Origin of the sequence: Mesorhizobium sp. (genome assembly GCF_017306585.1) — a bacterium.
In the GTDB taxonomy this organism is placed as follows: Bacteria; Pseudomonadota; Alphaproteobacteria; order Rhizobiales; family Rhizobiaceae; genus Mesorhizobium.
In genome coordinates this window covers 1-21,787 of sequence record NZ_JAFKIC010000224.1, presented here as the reverse complement: position 1 = coordinate 21,787, position 21,787 = coordinate 1, and the positions used below count along the sequence as shown (strand labels likewise).

Here is a 21,787-nt window from a genome sequence, read left to right as displayed (position 1 = left end):
ACTGATGAAACTCGACCCGCAAACGCGCCTCGAACAGCGGTGCGACGCCGAGGTTCTCGACCGGATTACCCACGACGATCGCAAGTTCAAGGCCGACCGTGTCGTCGCCTACGCCTTCGCGACGCCCGAGATGAGCGCCGATGCGATCAGAAGCCCGGGGGCGGCGTTCCGCAGCAAGGGCCAGTGGTACCGGCTAAAGTTCAAATGCCAGACGGGGCCGGACCATATGGAGGTCCTGCAGCTGCGCTACCGGATCGGCGATGAGATTCCGGAAGCCGACTGGGCAAAGTACAATCTCTACGATTAGTTTTTCACTCGCCCGCTCCGGCATTGGCTCACTGGGCGCCGGTTGCTGAAATTCTCCTGTAATACCGCTGCCGTGAAAAATGGTTTTGCAGTGTTGTCCGATGCTGCGTCTTGACGCCAGCGGACCATGCCTTTAGGCCCGTTTGGACGATCGACGACGAACACTCGGCGAAGGGCTTTCAGGTCGATGGAAATATTCACTGCCGCCGGCATATCGGCCCTGTTTCAGGTCATCGCCATCGATCTTGCGCTCGCGGGCGACAATGCCATCGTCATTGGCCTCGCCGCTGCCGGCCTGCCGGCGGAGCAACGCAAGCGGGCCATTCTGGTGGGCATCGGCGCGGCCACCGTTCTCAGAATTTTCTTTGCCCTGATCACGCAGAAGCTGCTCACCATAGGCCCCATGCTTCTGCTTGCTGGCGGTCTGCTGCTGCTTTGGGTCTGCTGGAAGATGTGGCGCGAATTGCGGGTCAGCCACGACGAGGAGCGCGACGCAACCGAAGCCCTGTCGAATGGCGGCTCCGTCAAAGACGGTGCAGCAACTGGCAAGGGACCAACCAAGACTTTTTCCCAGGCCGCCTGGCAGATCGTCATCGCCGACGTTTCGATGTCGCTCGACAATGTGCTTGCCGTGGCCGGCGCGGCCATGAACCATCCGACGGTGCTGATCATCGGACTGGCGCTGTCGATCGCCCTGATGGGCTTTGCCGCGTCGTTTGTTGCGCGTTTGCTGCACAAGTATCGCTGGATCGCCTATGTCGGCCTCGCGATCATCCTCTATGTCGCGGTCAAGATGCTGCTGGACGGCGCCGTGCAGCAATTCCCCGACCATTTTGCGTTCCTAGAGCCCTGGTTCGGATCAAGCGGGCACTGAGACTTGACATGCTGCGCATCGGCTTCGTTTGCCTGATTGAGGAAGCCATGCTATTGCGCCGCCCGAATTGAGCTCCTGCCAGAGCCATGTAAACCGCATATGTTGAGACTGTCGGCCGGATTTCCGTTTCCGGTTCGCGTCCTTTGGAAACTTGCCCATGTCCGCCCCGCGCGTCAGCTTTGTCAGTCTCGGATGCCCCAAGGCCCTGGTCGATTCGGAGCGCATCATCACGCGCCTGCGGGCCGAGGGCTACGAAATCGCCCGCAAGCATGACGGCGCCGACCTTGTCGTCGTCAACACCTGCGGCTTCCTCGATTCCGCCCGAGACGAGTCGCTCAACGCCATCGGATCCGCGCTGTCGGAAAACGGCCGCGTCATCGTCACAGGCTGCCTCGGCGCCGAGCCAGACGTCATCCGCGAGAAGCACCCCAATGTGCTGGCGATCACGGGCCCCCAGGCCTATGAAAGCGTCATGGCGGCCGTTCACGAGGCGGCACCGCCCTCGCACGATCCCTATATCGATCTGCTGCCGCCGCAGGGCGTCAAGCTGACCCCGCGCCACTATGCCTATCTCAAGATTTCGGAAGGCTGCAACAATCGCTGCACCTTCTGCATCATTCCAGCACTTCGCGGTGATCTCGTTTCGCGGCCGGCCGCCGATGTGCTTCGCGAAGCCGAGAAGCTCGCCAAGGCAGGCGTCAAGGAACTCCTCGTCATTTCGCAGGACACCAGCGCCTACGGCATCGACATCAAATACCAGACATCGATGTTCGGCGACCGCGAGGTGCGGGCGAAGTTCCTCGACCTGTCGGAGGAACTCGGCAAGCTCGGCATCTGGGTGCGCATGCATTATGTCTACCCCTACCCGCATGTCGCCGACGTCATCCCGTTGATGGCCGAGGGAAAGATTCTCCCGTATCTCGACATCCCGTTCCAGCACGCCTCGCCGCAGGTACTGAAGAACATGCGGCGCCCCGCGCATGGCGAAAAGACGCTCGAGCGCATTCGCGGCTGGCGCGACGTGTGCCCGGATCTCGCCATCCGCTCGACGTTCATCGTCGGCTTCCCAGGCGAGACGGACGAGGATTTCGAAATGCTGCTCGACTGGCTGGACGAGGCGAAGATCGACCGTGCCGGCTGTTTCAAGTACGAGCCGGTCAAGGGCGCCCGCTCCAACGACCTCGGCCTCGAGCAGGTGCCGCAAGAGGTCAAGGAAACGCGCTGGCACCGTTTCATGCAGCGCCAGCAGAAGATCTCTGCGACGCAACTCGCAAAGAAGGTCGGCAAGCGCCTCCCGGTGCTGATCGATGAAGCCCATGGCACGTCGGCCAAGGGTCGCACCAAATACGATGCGCCCGAAATCGACGGTTCGGTGCACATCCAGTCGCGGCGTCCCATGCGCGCCGGCGACATCGTCACGGTCAAGATCGAGCGCGCGGACGCTTATGACCTTTACGGTTCGGCGGTGTGAACCCGCCATTGTTCTACCGCGGATAAAAAAGGGCGCCTCGCGGCGCCCTTTCCATATCCGCAGGAGTTCGCCGCTTACTGCGGCAGCTTGTCGTCGACGCCCTTGACGTAGAAGTTCATGCCGAGCAGCGTGCCGTCGTCGGCGACTTCACCGTCCTTCAGCCACGCCGGGCCGTCCTGCTTGGCGATCGGTCCGGTTAAGGGATTCCAGCCGCCGGCGATCTTCTTCTCGGTCGCCTCGGCCATCGCCTTCACGTCGTCGGGCATGTTGGTGTAGGGCGCCATCTTGACCGCACCGTCCTTGATGCCGAGCCAGACATTGTCCGGCTTCCAGGTGCCGTCGATCGCTGCCTGGACCCGGCTGATGTAGTACGGACCCCATTCGTCGGTCAGCGAGGTCAGCTGCGCTTTCGGTGCGAATTTGATCATGTCGGAGGACTGGCCAAAGCCGTGCAGCTTGCGTTCCTCGGCCACCTGCAGGGCGGCGGTCGAATCGGTGTGCTGGACGATGATGTCGGCACCCTGGTCGAACAACGCCTTGGCGGCGTCGGCCTCCTTGCCCGGATCGAACCAGGAGTTCACCCAGACGATCTTGGCCTTGAAGTTCGGGTTGATCGACTGCGCGCCGAGCATGAAGGAGTTGATGCCCATCACCACTTCGGGGATCGGGAAGGAGACGATGTAGCCGGCAACGCCAGACTTCGATTCCTTGGCCGCGATCTGTCCGAGCACATAGCGGCCTTCATAGAAACGCGCATTGTAGACGCCCAGATTGTCGCCGGTCTTGAACCCGGTGGCATGCTCGAACATCACCTTGGGGAATTTCTTGGCGACCTTCACTTCGGCGTCCATGAAGCCGAAGGAAGTGCCGAAGATGATCTTGCAGTTCTCGCGTGCCAGCCGCTCGAACGCGCGCTCGGCGTCGGGACCTTCGGAGACGTTTTCGAGGTAGGCGGTCTCGACCTTGTCGCCCAGCGCCTTCTCGACTTCGAGACGGCCCTGGTCGTGCTGGTAGGAATAGCCGAAGTCGCCGATCGGCCCCACATAGACCCAGCAGGCCTTCAACTTGTCGGCGGCCTGCGCGGACGCTGCCATCGACAGGGCCGCCGTCGTGGTCATCAGGGCAATAAGCAGTTTTTTCATCGTGTTACCTCTCTGAGTTTAAGCCTTGGAGCTTCCGTTTGTTTTTGTTGTCAACGATCCGGAACGAATGGCTGCCCCAGGGATGCCGGCGTGTTCATCATCGTCAAACGCTTGTTGCGCGAGATTAGAACGAGAACCACGACGGTTGCCAGATAGGGCAGAGAAGAAAGCATCTGCGAGGGCACCGGAATGCCAAAAGCCTGTGCATGAAGCTGGCCGATCCACACCGCGCCGAAAATGTAGGCGCCGGCAAGCACCCGCCACGGCCGCCAGGACGCGAACACCACCAGCGCCAGAGCGATCCAACCGCGCCCGGCCGACATGTTCTCGACCCATTGCGGCGTATAGACCAGCGACAAGTGGCCGCCGGCAAGACCGGCGCAGGCGCCGCCGAAGATCACCGCGAGGTAGCGGTACCGGATGACCTTGATGCCGAGCGCGTGCGCCGATGTGTGGCTGTCGCCGATTGAGCGCAGCGTCAACCCCGTGCGCGTCCTGAATAGGAACCACGTGACGGCGGCCGTCAGCGCAATCGAGATGTAGAAGATCGGATCCTGGCCAAACAGGAGCTTGCCGACGACGGGAATGTCGGTCAGGACCGGAATGTAGAGGTTTGGCAGTCTTTCGCCGGGCTGGCCGACGAAACTGGTGCCCATCATCCCGGACAGGCCGAGACCAAGCAGCGTCAGCGACAGGCCGGTCGCCACCTGGTTGGTCGCGAGCGACAGCGTCATCACCGCGAACAGCAGCGAGAACAACGCTCCCATGGCGATCGCCGCCAGCAGGCCGATCCACGGCGATCCGGTGAGGTAGCCGGCGCCGAAGCCGGCGACGGCGCCCATGATCATCATGCCTTCGACGCCGAGGTTGAGGACGCCGGAACGCTCGACCACCAGTTCGCCGATCGCCGCGATGAGAAGCGGTGTTGCCGCTGTCGCAATGGTCAAGAGGATGTTGACGGTGATGTCCATCAGCGGGCTTCCTTCAACTTCGGCGCGGCCTCGAGTTTCCCGGCGCCTTCCTTCTTCGTCAGCGCCAGGCCGATGACGCGGATGCGGTAGTGGATGAGCGTGTCGCAGCCGAGCACGAAGAACAAAAGCATGCCCTGGAACACCCTCGCCACCTTGTCGGAAATACCGAGCGCGCTCTGCACCGCCTCGCCGCCGAGATAGGTCAGCGCCAGCACCAGTCCGGCCGCGATGATGCCGAGCGGGTTGAGACGGCCGAGGAAGGCGACGATGATGGCGGTGAAGCCGTAGCCGGGCGAAATGACCGGCTGCAACTGCCCGATCGCGCCGGAGACTTCCGAGATGCCGGCAAGTCCGGCCAGAGCGCCCGACAGCAGGAAGGCGAAGAACACCATGCGGTTGAGGCCGAAGCCAGCGAACCGCCCTGCCCTGGGGCTTGAACCGAGAACGCGCACTTCGAAGCCCTTCAGCATGCGGCCCATCAAGATCCAGACCAGTACCGCCGCGACCAGCGCGAAGACGAACCCCCAGTTGGCCCGGCCGGCATCAGGCATCAACTGAGGCAATGTGGCCGCATCGCTGAACTGGATCGTCTGTGGAAAGCCATGGCCCTGGGGATCGCGCCATGGACCGCGCACCAGCCAGTCGAGGAAGAGCTGGGCGACATAGACCAGCATCAGGCTGGTCAGGATTTCATTGGTCGAGAACCGGGTCTTCAGCAAAGCGGGGATCGCCGCATAGGCCGCGCCGCCGACCATGCCGAGCAGAAGCATCAGCGGCAGCACCAGCGGGCCGTCGAATTGCGGAAACAGGACCGGAATGATGGAGCCGAAGATGGCGCCAAAAATGAACTGGCCCTCGGCGCCGATGTTCCAGATGTTGGCCTTGTAGCAGACCGACAGGCCGACGGCGATCAGGATCAGCGGCGCCGCCTTGATTGCGAGCTCGTGCAACTGCCAGACCTGGCTGACCGGCTCGATGAAGTAGATCCTGAAGGCGTTGAGCGGATTGACGCCGAGCAAGCCGAACATGATCGCCCCGGCGATGATGGTCAGCGCGAAGGCGATGAAGGGTGACAGCATTGAAAACAGCGCCGAGCGCTGCGGGCGTTTGACAAGTTCGAGGCGCATCATGCCGTCTCCATCGTATGTTCGGCGTGACCCGGCTCGGCGCCGCCCATCAGCAGGCCGACTTTCTCGAAGGTTGCTTCAGCTATCGGCATCGGCTTGGATAGTTCGCCGTTGTGCATGACCGCGATGGCATCCGATATCTCGAACAGTTCGTCGAGGTCCTGGCTGATCACCAGCACCGCCGATCCGCTCCGCGACAGTTCGATGAGCGCCTGGCGGATATGGGCGGCAGCCCCGGCGTCGACACCCCATGTCGGCTGGTTCACCACCATGACGCTTGGACGTCGGTCGAGCTCGCGTCCGACGATGAACTTCTGCAGATTGCCGCCTGAAAGCGCTGCTGCTTCCGGGTCGGGCGCGCTTTTGCGCACGTCCATTACTTCGATGATGCGCTGGGAAGCCGCATAGACGGCCGCCCCCTTGACCATGCCGCCGGCGCCGACAAAGGCTTTTCCGTCGGTGGCATGACGCGACAGGAGCAGGTTCTCAGACAACTTCATGCGCGGCGCGGCGCCATGGCCGAGGCGCTCTTCCGGCACGAAGGCCGCGCCCAACAGACGCCGTCCGGTGATGGTGAGGCCGCCGGCATCCTTGCCGCGGATGCGGACGGAAGCCGCATCCTGCTGCTGCACTTCGCCGGAGACGGATTCGAAGAATTCGCCCTGCCCGTTGCCGGCAACGCCTGCGATGCCGATGACTTCACCGGCGCGGACATTGAGGCTGATGTTCTTGAGCGGAATGGAAAACGGCGTCGCCGGTTTGCGGCTCAGCCCACGGATTTCGAGCAGCGGCGCCGCGGTCTCGATCCCCTCGACCGGCGCGCGCACCACGGCTTGGACTTCGTTGCCGACCATCATGCGGGCGAGTGAGGCGGCTGTCTCCTCGCGCGGATTGCAGTGGCCGACCAACTTGCCGTGGCGCAGGACAGTGGCGCGGTCGCAGATGCGTTTGACCTCTTCCAACCGGTGCGAAATGTAGAGGATCGACTTGCCTTCCGCGCGCAGTCGCTCAAGCGTCTCGAACAGCTTGTCGGCTTCCTGCGGCGTCAGAACCGAGGTCGGCTCGTCGAGGATGATGAGCTGCGGTGTCTGCAACAGGCAGCGGATGATCTCGATACGCTGGCGCTCGCCGACCGACAGATCGCCGACCAGCGATTCCGGATCGAGCGGCAGGCCGTAGCTGTAGGAAAGCGCTCTCGCCTTCGCCGCGATGCTGCTGATCGGCGAGCCGTCGTCCAGCGAGAGGGCAATGTTCTCGGCCGCGGTCAGCGCCTCGAACAGCGAAAAGTGCTGGAACACCATGCCGATGCCGAGCTTTTTCGCGGCGCCCGGGCTGGTGATCCGCACCGGCTGGCCATTCCAGAAAATTTCGCCGGCATTGGGCTCCAGCGAGCCGAACAGCATCTTGACCAAGGTCGATTTGCCGGCGCCGTTCTCACCGAGCAGCGCGTGAATTTCCCCTTTGGCGATGTTGAGATCGATATGATCGCACGCTGTCAGCGTGCCGAATATCTTCGTCAGGCCACGAACCTCAAGCAGGTTCGTTCCATCATGATCTGCACTCACAGTGCCTCCCATCCGGGTTCCCGGATATGTTCTGTGTTCCCGAAAGCATCGTATGCGCGGCCGGCTCCTGTGCGAAAGCAGCACCCAACTTGAAAGAGCTTCAAGAATTTCAGCGGAAACTCAAGGGCAAAGATCAGCCTTCTTTCGCCCAATAAAGTAGCTGGTCGGCTTTTCAGGCAAACTGTGCCCCACGCGACGGCAGAGCGCTGAAAACCAAGACAAACTTCCGCTAGGGAACCAGCACGGTCGTGCCGGTCGTCCTGCGGCCTTCGAGGTCCGCGTGCGCTTTGCCTGCGTCCTTCAGCGCGTAGCGCTGGTTGATCTTGATCTCGACCGCACCACTCAACACGACGTCGAACAGCGCCGCCGCCGAAGCGTCGAGGTCCTCACGCCTGGCGTTGTAGACGAAAAGCGTCGGCCGGGTGGCGAACAAGGATCCTTTCTGCGCCAGCAGCGACATCGAGAATGGCGGGATCGGCCCGGAAGACTGGCCGAAGCTGACGAACATGCCGAGCGGCTTCAAACAGTCGAGCGAGGCCGGAAACGTGTCGTTGCCCACGGAATCGTAAACGACGTCGCATTTCCTGCCGCCTGTGATGGCGGCGACGCCGGCAACGAAATCCTGCTCTTTGTAATTGATGACATGGTCGAAGCCATGCGCCTTGGCGAGTTCGATCTTGTCGGTCGAACTGGCCGTGCCGATAACCGTTGCGCCCAGATGTTTCGCCCATTGACCGAGGATCAGGCCGACGCCGCCGGCCGCCGCATGAAACAGGATCGTGTCGCCTGCCTTCACCTTGAAGGTCCGGCGCAGGAGATATTCGGCGGTCATGCCCTTGAGCATCATCGCGGCCGCCTGTTCGTCGCTGATGCCGTCGGGAATTTTGACGACCCGGCTGGCGTCGATGACGCGCTCCTTTGCGTATGCGCCTGTCGTTGCGGCATAGGCCACCCGGTCGCCAGGCCGAAGCCAGCCGATGTCCTGGCCGACCTCAAGCACCATGCCGGCGGCTTCGCTGCCGGGAATGAACGGAAATCCGCCCGGCGCGGGATAAAGGCCCGACCGGTAATAGACATCGATGAAGTTGAGCCCGATCGCCGTGTGCTGGATCAGGATCTGGCCTGAACCCGGGCGGCCCGGATCGGCCTCCTCGTAGGTCAGAACTTCCGGACCGCCATTGGCGTGGATGCGGATTGCTTCGGACATTGTCTGGCCTTCTGACTTGTGGTTCGGAAATCAGGTCTTCTTCGCGCCGAGCCTGGGGAAGACCTGCATGACACCGCCGATGCAGGCGAGGTAAAGCCCGGTCACCGTGATGCCGATCTTGGTGAAGGTGCTGACCTGCTCGCCGAGGACGCCGATCTGGTCGTAGAAAGCGGCCAGCGCCGCCTGCGCCAGGGCAAGGGCGCCGAAGGCACACCACAACAGCGTCATGCCCAGATTGATCGGCCGCAACCGCACCACGCGCACCGGGTGGATGAAGTTGATCGGGATGAAGGTCAGGATGCCGGCCACCACCACCACCGCGAACGAGACCCATTGCCCCGGCTCTATGACGAAGAGCGTGAACACCACCATGTTCCAGACAACCGGGAATCCCTTGAAGAAGTTCTCCTTCGTCTTCATGCCGGTGTCGGCATAGTAGATCGCGCTGGAGACAACGATGATCGCTGCCGACAGGAACGACAGGCCCTCGCCCATGAAACCGCGCTGGTACAGCGCGAAGGCCGGAATCAGCACATACGTCACGTAGTCGATGATGTTGTCGAGGAGCTCGCCCGACCAGGTCGGCAGGATTTCCTTGACCTCGAGCTTGCGGGCGATCGGCCCGTCAATGCCATCGACGAACAGGGCCAGTCCGAGCCACCAGAACATGGCCGTCCAGCGCTCTTCGCTCGCCGCCACCAGCGACAGGAAAGCCAGGAACGAGCCCGAGGCGGTCAGCAGATGCACCGAAAACGCGCGCGCCTGCGGCCAGGTGACCTTCTTCTTCGGCCGCGGAATCCGGTCGGCGATTTTCTTCGCGGCCTTCCTGGCGGCCGTGTTCCTGGCCATTGTGTTCTTGCTCACGGGCCCCGCCAATCCAGCTTGCAGATTTCGGCCGAGCGGCCGGCGAAATTCCAGTTGCGGCCAAAGGCGCGCATCTTGCTCTTGTCGGACCTGGCCACGATGATCTCCGGCGCGATCCAGTATTCCGAATTCGTGATCACCGTGTCTTTCTCGCGATCCTTGCCGGCGATCGGCGTTACCGCGCCATCGATGATCCTGGGAATCTGGAAGATGCGCGTCTTGTCGCGCGTCTCATAGGTGATCGGAACCTGTTCGACACCAAGAAACTTTCCAACGAGAATCGAAAGCAGCGATGTCGTTCCGCCGGCCTTGCCGGTAAAAATCTTCGTCAAAGCCTTGACTGCGTAGACCGAGGCCCTGGCGTCGATGAACAGACCGGCGGTCCAGTTGCCGCGGCTCATATAGCCGGGGATTTCCATGATGAGCCCAAGGTTGAGGCCGGAGAGGTCGACCTCGCCGAAATGACCGGCGTCGATACGGAAACCCGCCCAGGTCTGGCAATAGCCCTCTGTCGGCGGATGATTGCCGAGCGACAGCACGCAAGGGCAAAAAACCGTGCAATTGCAGGAGAGTACGAGCTCTCCCTTCATCGCCCAGCCCTGATCTGTCATCGAATTTCCCCCACTGAAAGCGAGACTAATAGCAGCGCGGCTGCCCAGACAAGCAGTATCGCACCGGCCAGTCGGGTTGGAAGAGTGCCCGTGGTCTGTTTTTCAATCAGGGTGAACAGGCCGATCAGCGCCATCCAGAAGACGTTCATCACGCCGACGGCGAACATCACCAGCATCAATGCCCAGCAGCACCCTAGACACCACAGGCCTTGCGCCGTGCCGAGCCGGAAGACGCGGATGGCCCTTGCGCTCCAGTTCGAAAACAGGATCGAGAACGGATTGCGGCACTTTTTCAGGCAGGCTTCCTTGAAGTTGCTGAACTGGTAGAGGCCGGCAATCAGCAAGGCGACTGCGCCGGCAATGCCGAGCACCGGATCGAAGATTCTCCCGGATGCGGCCGACGTATGCGCTGCAAGTGTCAGTGCCGCAAAAAGCATCGAGGCGGCGAGCCAGACCGAGAGATAACCGGCAACCAGCACCAGAGGGTGGACGACCGGTTCGCCCTTGATGCGGGCGGTATCGGCGATCTCGCAATAGGTGCGGATCATGGGCGCAGCGGAAGGCAGCATGGCGGCGATAGCCATCAGGAACCACATGGCGACCAGCGCGATGGCCCGCGGGCCGATGTCTCCATCGAGCGGTGCCGGCGACAGGCAAAGCGCGAAGAACCGCTCAAGGAAATCAGGCAGCGGCAGACGCGGCAGATCGCGCAGCAAGGCGTCGCCAGGCGCGCCGATGCGGGCCTCGGCGCCGCGAATCGCCATCGCCGCGAGCAGCAGCCAGGCCAGCGCGATGCCTGCGCCGACGACAATGTTGAGCGTCAGGCGTGGATAGCGCGCGACATCGGCCAAGGCGCGGCCGGCACGGTCGAGATGGCTGAAATCGTCCTGGTGGCCAGTCATGACATCCGAATGGGCCGAATCGCCGCGTTGATCAAGCCGCATGATCTGACCTATATGCTCGTCGACTGGCAGGTCTGGTAGGCCGCCTCGCACAGCAAGCCGGAAGCCGATCTTGGAGCAGCAGGAAACAGCGCGCATTTTGATTGCCGGCACCGGGCCGGCAGGCTTGATCGCGGCGCTCGCCTTCGCCGACGCCGGCTTTCCGGTGCAGCTTGTCGGGCCGGAGGCCTCGGCTCCCGACGGTCGCACCACGGCCCTGATGATGCCTGCCCTGAAGGTGCTTGAACGGCTCGGCGTCCTCCAAGACATCAAACCCAAGGCCGCGCCGTTGAAAGTGATGCGCATCGTCGATGCGACAAGCCGGCTGATCCGCAGTCCGGTCGTCACGTTCCGTGCCAGCGAGATCGACGAGGACCAGTTCGGCCTGAACCTGCCCAACAGTGTTTTTGGTCCGGCCCTTGCCGGCAAGGTCGCCAGCCATCCCGGGATCGATTGGCGCAGGTCGATGGTCGAGACCTGGCAGCTTGGCGCGGACGAGGTTGCAGCTGTCCTATCCGATGGCAGCGAGATCGGCGCAGCCCTGGCGGTCGCCGCCGACGGCCGGCTGTCGCCGGCCCGCGAGGCGGCGGGCATCTCGACGACCGCACGCGCCTATCCCCAGGCCGCGCTGGTTTTCAATTTCGGCCACAGCCGCGACCATGCCTTCACCTCGACCGAATTTCATACCGAAACCGGTCCTTTCACGCAGGTGCCGCTGCCAGGCAATCGCTCCAGCCTCGTATGGGTGGTGAAGCCGGATACCGCCAGGGAGCTTGCCGCGCTGGATGACGGCGCGCTCTCGATGCGGGTCGAGCGGCAGATGCAGTCGATGCTGGGCAGGGTAACTGTCGAGCCGGGCCGCCAGATTTACCCGCTCTCCACCGTGACCCCCCTGCGCTTCGCGCGCCGGCGGGTGGCGCTCGTCGGCGAGGCCGCGCATGTTTTTCCACCGATCGGCGCGCAGGGGCTAAATCTCGGTATCAGGGATATCGATGACCTTATTGGAATCGCCGAGGAAAATCGCGGTGACCCAGGCGCCCCCGAAGCGCTGGTTGCCTATGATTTCAAGCGGCGGCCGGATGTTCTGGCGCGCAGCAGCGCCGTCAACCTGCTCAACATGTCTTTGCTTTCCGACATGCTGCCGGCGCAGATGGCGCGTGGCGCCGGCCTCGGCGTACTTGGCGGCTTTGCGCCACTGCGCGCCTTCTTCATGCGCGAAGGCCTGCGCCCCGGCAGCGGCTTTACCGCGCTTGCGGGCGGGTCGAAAAACCCGGCCAGGCGGCAATAGGGACCTTTCTGGACTGCCGCGATATCGCGCGTCAGTCAGAAAACCTTTGCCGCGCGCTCCGCGTAGCTTCGGGATGCCCCCAACGCTTCGGGATTGAATTGAACCGGAGTCTGCGCCAAATAAAGTCAAGGAATTCAGTGGTGAGTACGATGAAAACGGCCAAATTCGCGATCGGACAGGTGGTTCGCCACCGGCTGTTCCCGTTTCGAGGCATTATTTTCGACGTAGATCCGCAATTCGCCAACACCGACGAGTGGTACGAGGCTATTCCCGCCGACGTGAGGCCGCGCAAGGACCAGCCATTCTATCACCTGCTCGCCGAGAATTCCGAAACCGAATACATCGCCTATGTATCCGAGCAGAATTTGCTCGAGGATCAGTCGGGCGAGCCGGTGCGCCATCCGCAGATCAAGGAGATGTTCGACAAGAAGCCCGACGGACGCTACGAGCCGAAACGGCAGTCGAGGCATTGAGCAGGAATTCAGCGATGGCCTGAACGAAAAAAGCGGGGCATGACCCCGCTTTTTCTTTAATTCGAAATGACCCGTTACGGATCAGTTGGCGGTCTTGGCCTTGTCCTGTTCGTCCTTGAGCTTCTTGGCGAAGTCCTGGTTGTTCTTGGCGACGAAGTCCTGGAGCTTCTTCTGGCGATCCTCGATGTCCGACTGCTGCAGCGGGGGGCCATCATAGGCGCCGCTGAAGCCCTGCAGGGCGATCTTGATCGGGTTGGCCTGGTTCTGGAAATTGATCGAGGTCAGCGTGATGCCCTGGCCCTTCTTGAACGAAGCGACGAGCTGATCGGTCAGCGGCACTTCGGCGACACAACGGTCCGGGAAGCAGATGACATAGTCGAGCTTCTGCGCCTTGCCGGTGTCGATCTGCAGGCCGATGCCGGGAGGCACGAGGCGGCCGGTCGGGACCGTGACCTGGAAGACCTTGCGGTTCACCTTGCCCTTGAGCTCGATCAGGCTGACGCCGGTGACGAGCTGGCCATTGCCGGCGGTGACGATGTTCTGAACGTTGCAGATGTCGACATCTTCCTGCTTGGTGCAGGCCTTGAACCAGCCCTGCGGAATCTGCTGTTGTTGCTGGGCGGAAGCAGAGGGAAGTCCTGCGCAGAGAAAGCCGACCACGCCCGCGGCCATGACCGAAAGGCGGTACGCATTGCTGTTCAGGCTCGTCATGTCGTGCACTTCCTCTCAAATGATCCCGGGACCGGCTTCTTCGCGCCGTGTGGTCCAGCTACCTGTTGCCGAAATGAGGCAACAGAATGACTTCGGACGGCGTGTTACACTGCAAGCGGTGTCGAATCCAGCCCGGTATCTGCAATTCTTGGCAACGATATTGGCAGGCGCGTGGTTGCCTCATGCTAGGGTGCGCACCGAATCATCGAGCCGACCTGTTAAGGAGACGGTCATGGGCCGCGTACTTGTCTGGCTGATCACCGCACTATCGATTCTTGCCCTTTCAACACTGCCGTCGCGGTCGGAGCCCAGATACGCCATTGCCATGCAGGGCGAGCCGGCTCTTCCGGCCGACTACACTCATTTCGGTTACGTCAATCCGGACGCGCCGAAAGGGGGCAACATCACCTATTGCGTCGTCGGCAGCTTCGACAATCTCAACCCGTTCATCCTGAAAAGCCTGCGCACCACGGCGCGCGGCATGATGGACACGATCTTTGGAAATCTCGTCTTCGAACCGCTGATGCAACGCAGCGCGGACGAGGCCTTTACTCTCTATGGATTGCTGGCGGACACCGCCGACATGGACCCGGAGCGCAAGAGCATCGAGTTCCATCTCAACCCGAAGGCGAAATGGTCTGACGGGCAGCCGGTGACACCTGAAGACGTGCTGTTTACCTATGATGCCTACACGCAGAAAGGCCGCCCGCCCTACAGCGACCGCATGGCCAGGATCGCCAAGCTCGAAAAGACCGGCGACCACAGCGTGCGCTTCACTTTCAATGAGAAAGCGGATCGCGAATTCCCCCTGATCATCGCGCTGACACCCATCATTCCCAAGCACGCCTTCGATATGGATACGTTCGACCGCACGACGCTGAAGCCATTGATCGGCAGCGGCCCCTACACGATCGCACAGGTAACGCCCGGCCAGCGCATCGTCTTCAAACGAAATCCCGACTATTGGGGCAAGGATGTCCCCGCCAAGCGCGGCTTCGACAATTACGACCAGATCACCATCGAATATTTTCTCAACGCCAACGCTAAGCTGGAAGCGTTCAAGAAGGGGCTCTGCGCGATTGACGACGACAGCGATCCGGTGAAGCGGGAGCGCGATCTCGACTTTCCCGCCTTCCACAGAGGCGACGTGGTCGCTGAAACCTTCGACACCGGCATCCCGCCCGTGGTGACCGGCTTCCTGTTCAACACGAGGCTGCCGAAATTCTCCAATCCGGTGGTCCGGCGCGCGCTCGGCATGCTTTACGATTTCGAATGGGCAAACAAGAACCTGTTCGGCGGCAAGTACACGCGCACGATGAGCTACTGGCAGAACTCCGAGCTTTCCGCACTCGGCCATCCGGCCGACGACAGGGAGAAGGCGTTGCTGGCACCCTACCCTGGCCGAGTGCCGGCTGATGTCATGGACGGCACCTGGAGACCGCCCGTGACCGACGGTTCGGGCCAGGACCGCAAGGTGCTGAAGGCCGCTTTCGACCTTCTGAAGAGCATCGGCTACCACGTGGAGGACGGCAAGATGCTCGATCCTCAGGGCAATCCGTTCAGCTTCGAAATCCTGACCGCCTCACAGGACGAGGAGCGCCTCGCCGGCATCTACCAGCGGACGCTGGAAAAGATCGGCATCAACGTCACCATCCGCAGCCTGGATGGTGATCAGATCCAGTCGCGCAAGCAGCGTTTCGATTTCGAGGCGTTGATCGGCTCAAGCGGCTTCAACAATTCGCTGTCTCCCGGCATCGAGCAGATCGGGCGCTGGTCGTCCGAAGCGGCCAAGACCGAAGGATCGTTCAACCTCGCCGGCGTTGCCGACCCCGCGATCGACGCCGCGATCGATGCGATGCTGCGGGCTCGCTCAAAGGAAGATTATGTCGCCGCCGTCCGTGTTCTCGACCGGCTGCTGATCTCCGGTAATTATATGGTGCCGACGCAGTACAACACGCAGCAATGGCTTGCTTACTGGAATTATCTGGAACATCCGAAAAAGACGCCCATATTCGGCTATCAGCTGCCGACCTGGTGGCGCAAACCGAATTGAAACTCCGGAGGTCGAGATGAGCGCAGCGAACGCCATAACTGTCGATGTGGTGTCCGACGTCGTCTGTCCGTGGTGCTTCATCGGCCAGAAGCGGCTGGACAAGACCGTCGCCGCGGTGGGTGACGTCGATGTGCATATACGCTGGCGGCCGTTCCAGCTCGATCCGACCATTCCTCCTCAGGGCAAGGATCGCCGCGAATACATGCTGGGCAAATTCGGCAGCGAGGAGCGCATCCGTGAGATTCACGCCCGTATCGAGCCGTTGGGCGAAGCCGAAGGCATCTCCTTTGCCTTTGGTGCCATCAAGGTGGCGCCCAACACACTCGACGCGCATAGGCTGATCCGCTGGGCCGGGGCTGCCGGTGAAACGGTGCAGAACAAGCTCGTTCGCCGCCTGTTCCAGCTGAACTTCGAGGAGGGCATCAACATTGGCGACCATGCCGTCCTGATCGAAGCCGCCCGCGAGGCCGGCATGGATGCATCCGTGGTGGCCACGCTCCTGCCGACCGACGCCGATGTCGAAGCGGTGCGCATGGAGATCGCCACTGCATCGCGGATGGGCATATCGGGCGTGCCGTGCTTCCTGCTCGAGGGCAAATACGCTGTCATGGGCGCCCAGGATGCCGACACGCTCGCGGATGCCATCCGTCAAGTCGCGGCCGCCAAGGCGCGTGGCGAGCTTGATGAAGTCGGCTGAGGCCGCCGGGGTCCGACCATAACGTGCCCCCTTGGGGCGTTCCAAGGTTGCCGTTATCGGCTTTCGAAATCGGGCTGTAACGTTAGCGCAGTGAGCGCTTGAACGTTAATTTCCGAGGCATTCGGGATGGCTCCCGGAGAGAAAAACAGCCGACCGATACGATTTTTTGATTCACAAAACCGTGTGCGAAGCTTCCGCTGGGGAAGCCTGTCGGGCCGCATGGCGAGCCCAGCTTTGCATTTGAAATTGAACGAGAAATCCTGATTTTTGCTGAGCGTCCCGCAGGCCTCCAGCCTTGCGGTCTGTTGCCTCATGGCAACGGCCAGCGAGCCAATCGGACCTGCCCGGTTTAAAAATTAATAGAAAATGATCAATTGGTGTTACCATCCGTAACAAAGAAAAAGGTTTGGGCGGGATCGTGATTCGGATCGGCAGACGATCGCAAGGGTCAGTACCGGATGGACTACACCGCGGCGCCGAAGGGCCGTCGCATCTGACGCCGGTATCTTCTATGCGCAGTTTCTGGGGGCTCATGCGAGCCTACTGGATTTCGGACCGGTGGAAGGAAGCCTGGACACTGACGCTGGTGATCGCCCTGCTCACCGCTCTGTCGAGCAAGGCGGGCGTCTGGTTCGCCGAAGCCTCCGGTGAACTGGTCAATTCGATCGCCTTCTTTCACGACGCCGCGAACACCACGCCCTTGCGGACGCTGCTGGTCAACGCCGGTATTCTTGTGTTGCTGGTGGTGCTCAAGGACGCCGGCTTCACGGGCGTGCGCAATCTCGTTTCGGTGACCTTGCATCGCAAATGGCGCGGCTGGCTGGACAGCCGCTTCAACGAGGCGTTGCTCGACGGCAACCACACGCATTTCCACGCCCAGCATGCTTCGGTAAGTGGCGGCACGACCGCCCCCGACAATATCGACCAGCGCATCCAGGAATCGATCAAGGACATGACCGGTGGCGCCATCGGCCTGGCCATGGGCGTGCTCGGCGTCGCGACCTCGCTCTATTTCGTCGGCCAGAAGCTGCTCGAAACCTCCGTCGAGGTCAAAGGACTCGAATTCCTCGGCAGCTACGGCAGCGCCGTCCTGGCCTTCCTGGCCGTCGCCATCTACGTGCCGCTGAACACATGGATAGCGGTCAAGCTCGGCGGCCTGCTCGAACGCCTCAATGTCCGCATGCAGCAGGCCGAGGGCAGCTACCGTGGCGAACTGACGACGTTCCTGCGCCGCAGTTTCCATGTCGCAGCGTCCCACGGCGAAGGCGTGCAGAAGACCATGCATCGTCGGCTCTATGTCGACATCGACGGCACATGGTCGCGGCTGAACATCGTCAACACCGTCTATATGTCGTTCGAACTGATCTACAATTTCGTCGGCGCCCGCATCGTCGCCTACGGGCCGGGTCTGGTGCCCTTCATCCACAACGGCCTCGACCTCAAGGGCTACATAACCGGTTCGGAACTGGTCAATTCGCTGATCGGCCAATGCTCCTGGTTCATCCACGTCATGCCGGCCATCGCCACGCTGCGCGCCAACAGCCAGCGTGTCACCGAACTGGCTGTTGCCATCGAGAATGTTCAGCATCCGCAGGATTTCTACAGCCAGACGGGCCGTTCCGACTTCCACTACGCCTCCCAGAACCCCGTGTTCGGCCTGACCATCCAGAAGCTCGAATTGGCGCATCAGGGCGAGGACGCGACGCCATTCCTCAGCGCGGCCAACCTGCGCTTCCGCCGCGGCGAATGGACCTTCCTCAAGGGTGAGTCCGGATGCGGCAAGACCTCGCTGATCAAGGCGATCAATGGTCTATGGCCCTACGGCCGCGGCACCATCGTCTTCCCCGAGGGGATCAAGAGCTTTTATGCCGCCCAGGAAGTGAAGCTGCAGCAGGTTTCGCTGAAACAGCTCGTCTGCCTGCCGGGCTCCGAGCACGACCACGGTGATACGCAGGTCGCGGCGGCATTGCACAAGGCCGGCCTTGGCGACTTCATCGAGCATATGGCCAACGAAACCCGCGAAGGCAAAAGCTGGGACCAGGTCCTGTCGGGCGGCCAGAAGCAGAAGCTGGTGGTGGCGCGCATCATACTCCAGCAGCCGGGCCTCCTGTTCCTCGACGAAGCGACCGGCGCGCTCGATCCTGAGGGCAAGATTGCCTTCCATCAGGCCATCAAGGACAATTGTCCCGATGTCACAGTGATCAGCGTCATGCATGAGGCGGTGGCGCCGCGATCGGTTTCCGGCACCGAGTTCTACCACAGCATGGTTGCGATCGCGGACGGCGTCGCGACCAAGAAGCCGCTGGCTCCATCCCTGCCCGTCGAACTCGTCACGATCCTCGCCCAGCCAGGGCCAGTAGAGGACAAGTGGACGCGTTTCTCACGCCGGCTGAAGCAGAAATAACGATGGTTTCACCGCGACTTGCCGGCTTTTGCCGCAGTCGCCGATCACAGTCTCGCGATCGGAGCCATACGGCACCGTTTTCCCGACTTATTGCGATTGACTCGGCAGGGCGCGCTCCTATGTTGCGCCGGCTTGCAGTCATTCAAACGCGAACCCGCAAGCGGAAAGGTCACCGCGCCATGCCTGGCGACAGTATCAGTCGAACGCAACCGCCGTCCGCCTAGACGTGACCTGAATGGTTCATGTCCTGCCGGACGGCAAGGAGTGAGCCATGAACGATTTTTCCCCGGTAGCGGACGACGAAGCCGTCGCCATCGCCCGTATTCTTGCAAACGACCACGTCGCTGACGTGGTCGAGGCGCTCAACCACGAATCGCGCGAAACCGCGACCGACCTGCTTTGCGCCGTGCCGTTCGAACGGCTGGTCGAAATTTTCGACCAGCCTGAGCTCGAAGGCGCGCCCGAGCTGGTGGAATCCCTGCCCCGCCCCAAGGCAAGCAAGCTGCTCACCGCCATGTCCGTCGACCGCGCGGCCGACATACTGCGCGAGCTCGACGAGCCGGCCCGCTCCGAACTGCTCGGCGCGCTGGCGCCGCCGCTGCGTGCCACGCTGCTCTCCATCCTGGGTTATCCCGAAGGCAGCGCCGCCTCGATCATGACGACGGAGTTCGTCAGCGTTCCCTCGGACTGGACCGTCGGGCGCACGCTCGACTACATCCGCAAGGTCGAGCGCACCCGCGAAACCGTCTACGCCATCTACATCGTCGACCCGGAGACGCACCATCTGGTGCGCTCGACCGGCCTGCGCCGGCTCATCACCGGTGAGCCCGACGATCCGATCCTGTCGGTGGCGCCGGACCGGGTGCCGGTGACCGTCACGCCGCTGACCGACCGTGAAAACCTGGCGCAGACGATCTCCAAATACGATCTGCTTGCCGTTCCGGTCGTTGACCATGGCAAGATCCTCGGCATCGTCACCATCGACGACATCATCGACACGATGATCGAGGAGACGACGGAGGACGTGCACCGCTTCGGCGGCATGGAGGCGCTCGACGAGCCCTACATGAAGATGAGCTTCCTCGCGATGATCCAGAAGCGCGCCGGCTGGCTCTGCGCGCTGTTCCTGAGCGAGATGCTGACCGCCAATGCCATGCAGAGCTACGAGAGCGAACTGGAAAAGGCGATCGTGCTCACCTTGTTCATTCCGCTGATCATGAGTTCCGGCGGCAATTCCGGTTCGCAGGCGACATCTCTGGTCATCCGCGCGATGGCTTTGCGCGAGATCGGCCTTCGCGACTGGTGGCGGGTTGCCCTGCGCGAGCTGCCGACCGGGCTCGTGCTCGGCTCGATCCTCGGCGTTGTCGGTGTCTGCCGCATCACGCTGTGGCAGTATTTCGGTTTCTACGACTACGGCCCGCATTGGCCGCTGATCGCGGCGACGGTTGGGGCGGCCCTGGTCGGCATTGTCACCTTCGGCTCGCTGTCGGGATCGATGTTGCCCTTCGCACTGAAGCGGGTCGGCTTCGACCCCGCCAGTGCGTCGGCGCCTTTCGTCGCCACCCTGGTCGATGTCACCGGTCTGGTGATCTATTTCTCGGTGGCGCTGGTCATCTTGCGCGGAACGTTGTTGTAGCCATACGCCGAGGCGTCAGACGCGCTGGCCGTCCTTTACGCGGTATGTCGGCTTGTACATCGTCACGAGTTCTTCCGCCGCGGTCGGGTGCACGGCCATTGTACGGTCGAAGTCATCCTTGGTCAGCCCGGCCTTCAGCGGAATGCCGAGCAGTTGCGCCATTTCACCCGCATCCGGCCCGAGGATATGGGCGCCGAGCACTTTGCGCGAGGCGCCGTCGACCACCAGCTTCATCAGCATTTTTTCGTCGCGACCCGATAGCGTGTGGCGCATTGGCCGGAAGCTGGCGCGGTAGATCTCGACATCGCTGAAGCGCTTGACGGCTTCGTCTTCGGACAAGCCCACAGTGCCGATTTCCGGTTGCGAGAAGACGGCGGTCGCGATCGTGTCGTGGTCCGGCGCAGTCGGATTGCCCTTGAACGCCGTCTCAATGAAGCACATCGCTTCGTGGATCGCCACCGGCGTCAGCTGCACGCGGTTGGTGACGTCGCCGATCGCCCAGATGTTGTCGATGTTGGTGCGTGAATAGCCGTCGACCTTGATCGCCCCGGCTGCCGTCATCTCGATGCCTACGCCTTCCAGGCCCATATTCTCGGTGTTGGGGATGCGGCCGATGGCCAGCATCAACTGGTCGACCGTCAGCGTCTTGCCGCTGGTGAGAAGAGCGTCGAGACGGCCGTCCGGGCGCCTGCGCACCGATTCCGTCACTGAATGGCAGAGGATCTTTATTCCCTTCTTCTCCATGGTTTCGTGCAGCATGCGCCGCAGGTCCATGTCGAAGCGGCTCAGTATCTCCTTGCCGCGATAGACCAGCGTGGTGTCGACGCCGAGGCCGTGGAAGATGTTGGCGAACTCGACCGCGATGTAACCGCCGCCTTCGATCATGATCGCACTTGGCAGCGCCTTGAGATCGAAAGCCTCATTGGAAAAGATGCAGTGCTCATGGCCGGGCAGCGCGGGATGCGCCGCCGGACGCCCGCCGGTGGCGATCAGGATCTGGTCGGCGGTTACCGCGCGATCCTCGCCCAGAAGATGGACCACATGCGGGTCGACGACCATCGCCCTGGAATGAAAGGTCTCGCCACCGGCGCCCTCGACGTTCTTCTTGTAGATCGCCTCCAGCCGGCTGATCTCCCGATCCTTGTTGGCGACCAATGTCGGCCAGTCGAAACTGGCTTCCGGCACGGTCCAGCCGTAGCCGGCGGCGTCGGCGAAATGTTCTGGAAATTGCGAGGCGTAGACATAGAGTTTCTTCGGCACGCAGCCTCTGATGACGCAAGTGCCGCCGAAACGGTATTCCTCGGCGATGCCGACACGCTTGCCGAGAGCCGCGGCGACACGGGCCGCCCTCACCCCACCGGAGCCACCACCGATGACGAAGAGATCGTAGGCGGAACCGGCCATTGCGCGGCTCCCTGAACTTCGGAAATGTGAGTGACAGGTAGG

At 62.1% G+C, this 21,787-nt stretch carries 19 protein-coding genes; 9 read left to right on the top strand and 10 right to left on the bottom strand.

Features of this window, described 5'->3' with window-relative positions:
* The 3 genes from J0I79_RS27510 to rimO form a co-directional block, all read left to right on the top strand.
* Positions 1 to 307: DUF930 domain-containing protein (locus tag J0I79_RS27510; RefSeq protein WP_292866817.1), on the top strand; the 307-nt coding region annotated here is incomplete at its 5' end.
* A 186-nt stretch (positions 308 to 493) separates the two neighbouring features.
* Positions 494 to 1,180, top strand: a complete 687-nt coding sequence (locus J0I79_RS27505) for a TerC family protein (protein ID WP_292866815.1) — start codon at positions 494 to 496, stop codon at positions 1,178 to 1,180.
* 157 nt (positions 1,181 to 1,337) lie between these two features.
* Complete coding sequence (gene rimO, locus J0I79_RS27500; protein ID WP_292866813.1) at positions 1,338 to 2,651, top strand: 30S ribosomal protein S12 methylthiotransferase RimO; 1,314 nt, start codon at positions 1,338 to 1,340, stop codon at positions 2,649 to 2,651.
* 74 nt (positions 2,652 to 2,725) lie between these two features.
* Here the strand turns inward: rimO and J0I79_RS27495 are convergent, their stop codons facing one another.
* The 8 genes from J0I79_RS27495 to J0I79_RS27460 all read right to left on the bottom strand — a co-directional run bounded on the left by J0I79_RS27495 (position 2,726) and on the right by J0I79_RS27460 (position 11,040).
* Positions 2,726 to 3,793 carry a BMP family ABC transporter substrate-binding protein gene (locus tag J0I79_RS27495; RefSeq protein ID WP_292866811.1) on the bottom strand — a complete coding sequence of 356 codons (1,068 nt, stop codon included), beginning with the start codon at positions 3,791 to 3,793 and terminating at the stop codon, positions 2,726 to 2,728.
* 50 nt (positions 3,794 to 3,843) lie between these two features.
* Positions 3,844 to 4,764 carry an ABC transporter permease gene (locus J0I79_RS27490; RefSeq protein WP_292866809.1) on the bottom strand — a complete coding sequence of 307 codons (921 nt, stop codon included), beginning with the start codon at positions 4,762 to 4,764 and terminating at the stop codon, positions 3,844 to 3,846.
* Positions 4,764 to 5,894: an ABC transporter permease gene (locus J0I79_RS27485; protein WP_292866807.1), complete on the bottom strand. Its 1,131-nt coding sequence runs from the start codon at positions 5,892 to 5,894 to the stop codon at positions 4,764 to 4,766. The genes J0I79_RS27490 and J0I79_RS27485 overlap by 1 nt, the downstream gene beginning before the upstream one ends.
* Positions 5,891 to 7,468 (bottom strand): ABC transporter ATP-binding protein, encoded by a 1,578-nt coding sequence (locus J0I79_RS27480; protein ID WP_292866805.1) that lies wholly within the window; start codon positions 7,466 to 7,468, stop codon positions 5,891 to 5,893. The genes J0I79_RS27485 and J0I79_RS27480 overlap by 4 nt, the downstream gene beginning before the upstream one ends.
* A gap of 217 nt (positions 7,469 to 7,685) precedes the next feature.
* Positions 7,686 to 8,663: a quinone oxidoreductase gene (locus tag J0I79_RS27475; protein WP_292866803.1), complete on the bottom strand. Its 978-nt coding sequence runs from the start codon at positions 8,661 to 8,663 to the stop codon at positions 7,686 to 7,688.
* A 30-nt stretch (positions 8,664 to 8,693) separates the two neighbouring features.
* Positions 8,694 to 9,512, bottom strand: coding sequence for a phosphatidylcholine synthase (gene pcsA, locus J0I79_RS27470; protein WP_292866819.1), 819 nt, complete (start codon positions 9,510 to 9,512; stop codon positions 8,694 to 8,696).
* Positions 9,513 to 9,523: 11 nt separating this feature from the next.
* On the bottom strand, positions 9,524 to 10,138 hold the full coding sequence (locus J0I79_RS27465) for a DUF1326 domain-containing protein (protein WP_292866801.1): 615 nt from the start codon (positions 10,136 to 10,138) through the stop codon (positions 9,524 to 9,526).
* Positions 10,135 to 11,040, bottom strand: coding sequence for a DUF2182 domain-containing protein (locus tag J0I79_RS27460; RefSeq protein WP_292866799.1), 906 nt, complete (start codon positions 11,038 to 11,040; stop codon positions 10,135 to 10,137). Before J0I79_RS27460 ends, J0I79_RS27465 begins: the two co-directional genes overlap by 4 nt.
* 112 nt (positions 11,041 to 11,152) lie before the next feature.
* Between J0I79_RS27460 and J0I79_RS27455 the strand changes: the two genes are divergently transcribed.
* Positions 11,153 to 12,367, top strand: a complete 1,215-nt coding sequence (locus tag J0I79_RS27455; RefSeq protein ID WP_292866797.1) for a UbiH/UbiF family hydroxylase — start codon at positions 11,153 to 11,155, stop codon at positions 12,365 to 12,367.
* A gap of 149 nt (positions 12,368 to 12,516) precedes the next feature.
* Positions 12,517 to 12,840: a heat shock protein HspQ gene (gene hspQ / locus J0I79_RS27450; protein ID WP_027027770.1), complete on the top strand. Its 324-nt coding sequence runs from the start codon at positions 12,517 to 12,519 to the stop codon at positions 12,838 to 12,840.
* An 81-nt stretch (positions 12,841 to 12,921) separates the two neighbouring features.
* Here the strand turns inward: hspQ and J0I79_RS27445 are convergent, their stop codons facing one another.
* Positions 12,922 to 13,551 carry an invasion associated locus B family protein gene (locus J0I79_RS27445; protein ID WP_292866794.1) on the bottom strand — a complete coding sequence of 210 codons (630 nt, stop codon included), beginning with the start codon at positions 13,549 to 13,551 and terminating at the stop codon, positions 12,922 to 12,924.
* Positions 13,552 to 13,783: 232 nt separating this feature from the next.
* On the opposite strand from J0I79_RS27445, the gene J0I79_RS27440 reads away from it, so the two are divergent.
* The 4 genes from J0I79_RS27440 (at position 13,784) to mgtE (ending at position 20,341) form a co-directional block, all read left to right on the top strand.
* Complete coding sequence (locus J0I79_RS27440; protein ID WP_292866793.1) at positions 13,784 to 15,604, top strand: extracellular solute-binding protein; 1,821 nt, start codon at positions 13,784 to 13,786, stop codon at positions 15,602 to 15,604.
* 16 nt (positions 15,605 to 15,620) lie between these two features.
* Positions 15,621 to 16,301, top strand: coding sequence for a DsbA family protein (locus J0I79_RS27435; RefSeq protein ID WP_292866791.1), 681 nt, complete (start codon positions 15,621 to 15,623; stop codon positions 16,299 to 16,301).
* 511 nt (positions 16,302 to 16,812) lie between these two features.
* A complete protein-coding gene (locus J0I79_RS27430; RefSeq protein ID WP_292866789.1) occupies positions 16,813 to 18,705 on the top strand; it encodes an ABC transporter ATP-binding protein/permease in 1,893 nt (630 codons plus the stop codon).
* A 271-nt stretch (positions 18,706 to 18,976) separates the two neighbouring features.
* The gene (mgtE, locus tag J0I79_RS27425) at positions 18,977 to 20,341 is read left to right on the top strand and encodes a magnesium transporter (RefSeq protein WP_292866787.1); all 1,365 of its coding nucleotides are present in this window, start codon (positions 18,977 to 18,979) and stop codon (positions 20,339 to 20,341) included.
* Between the two features lie 15 nt (positions 20,342 to 20,356).
* Here the strand turns inward: mgtE and gor are convergent, their stop codons facing one another.
* On the bottom strand, positions 20,357 to 21,745 hold the full coding sequence (gene gor / locus J0I79_RS27420; protein ID WP_292866785.1) for a glutathione-disulfide reductase: 1,389 nt from the start codon (positions 21,743 to 21,745) through the stop codon (positions 20,357 to 20,359).
* Between the last annotated feature and the right edge of the window lie 42 nt (positions 21,746 to 21,787).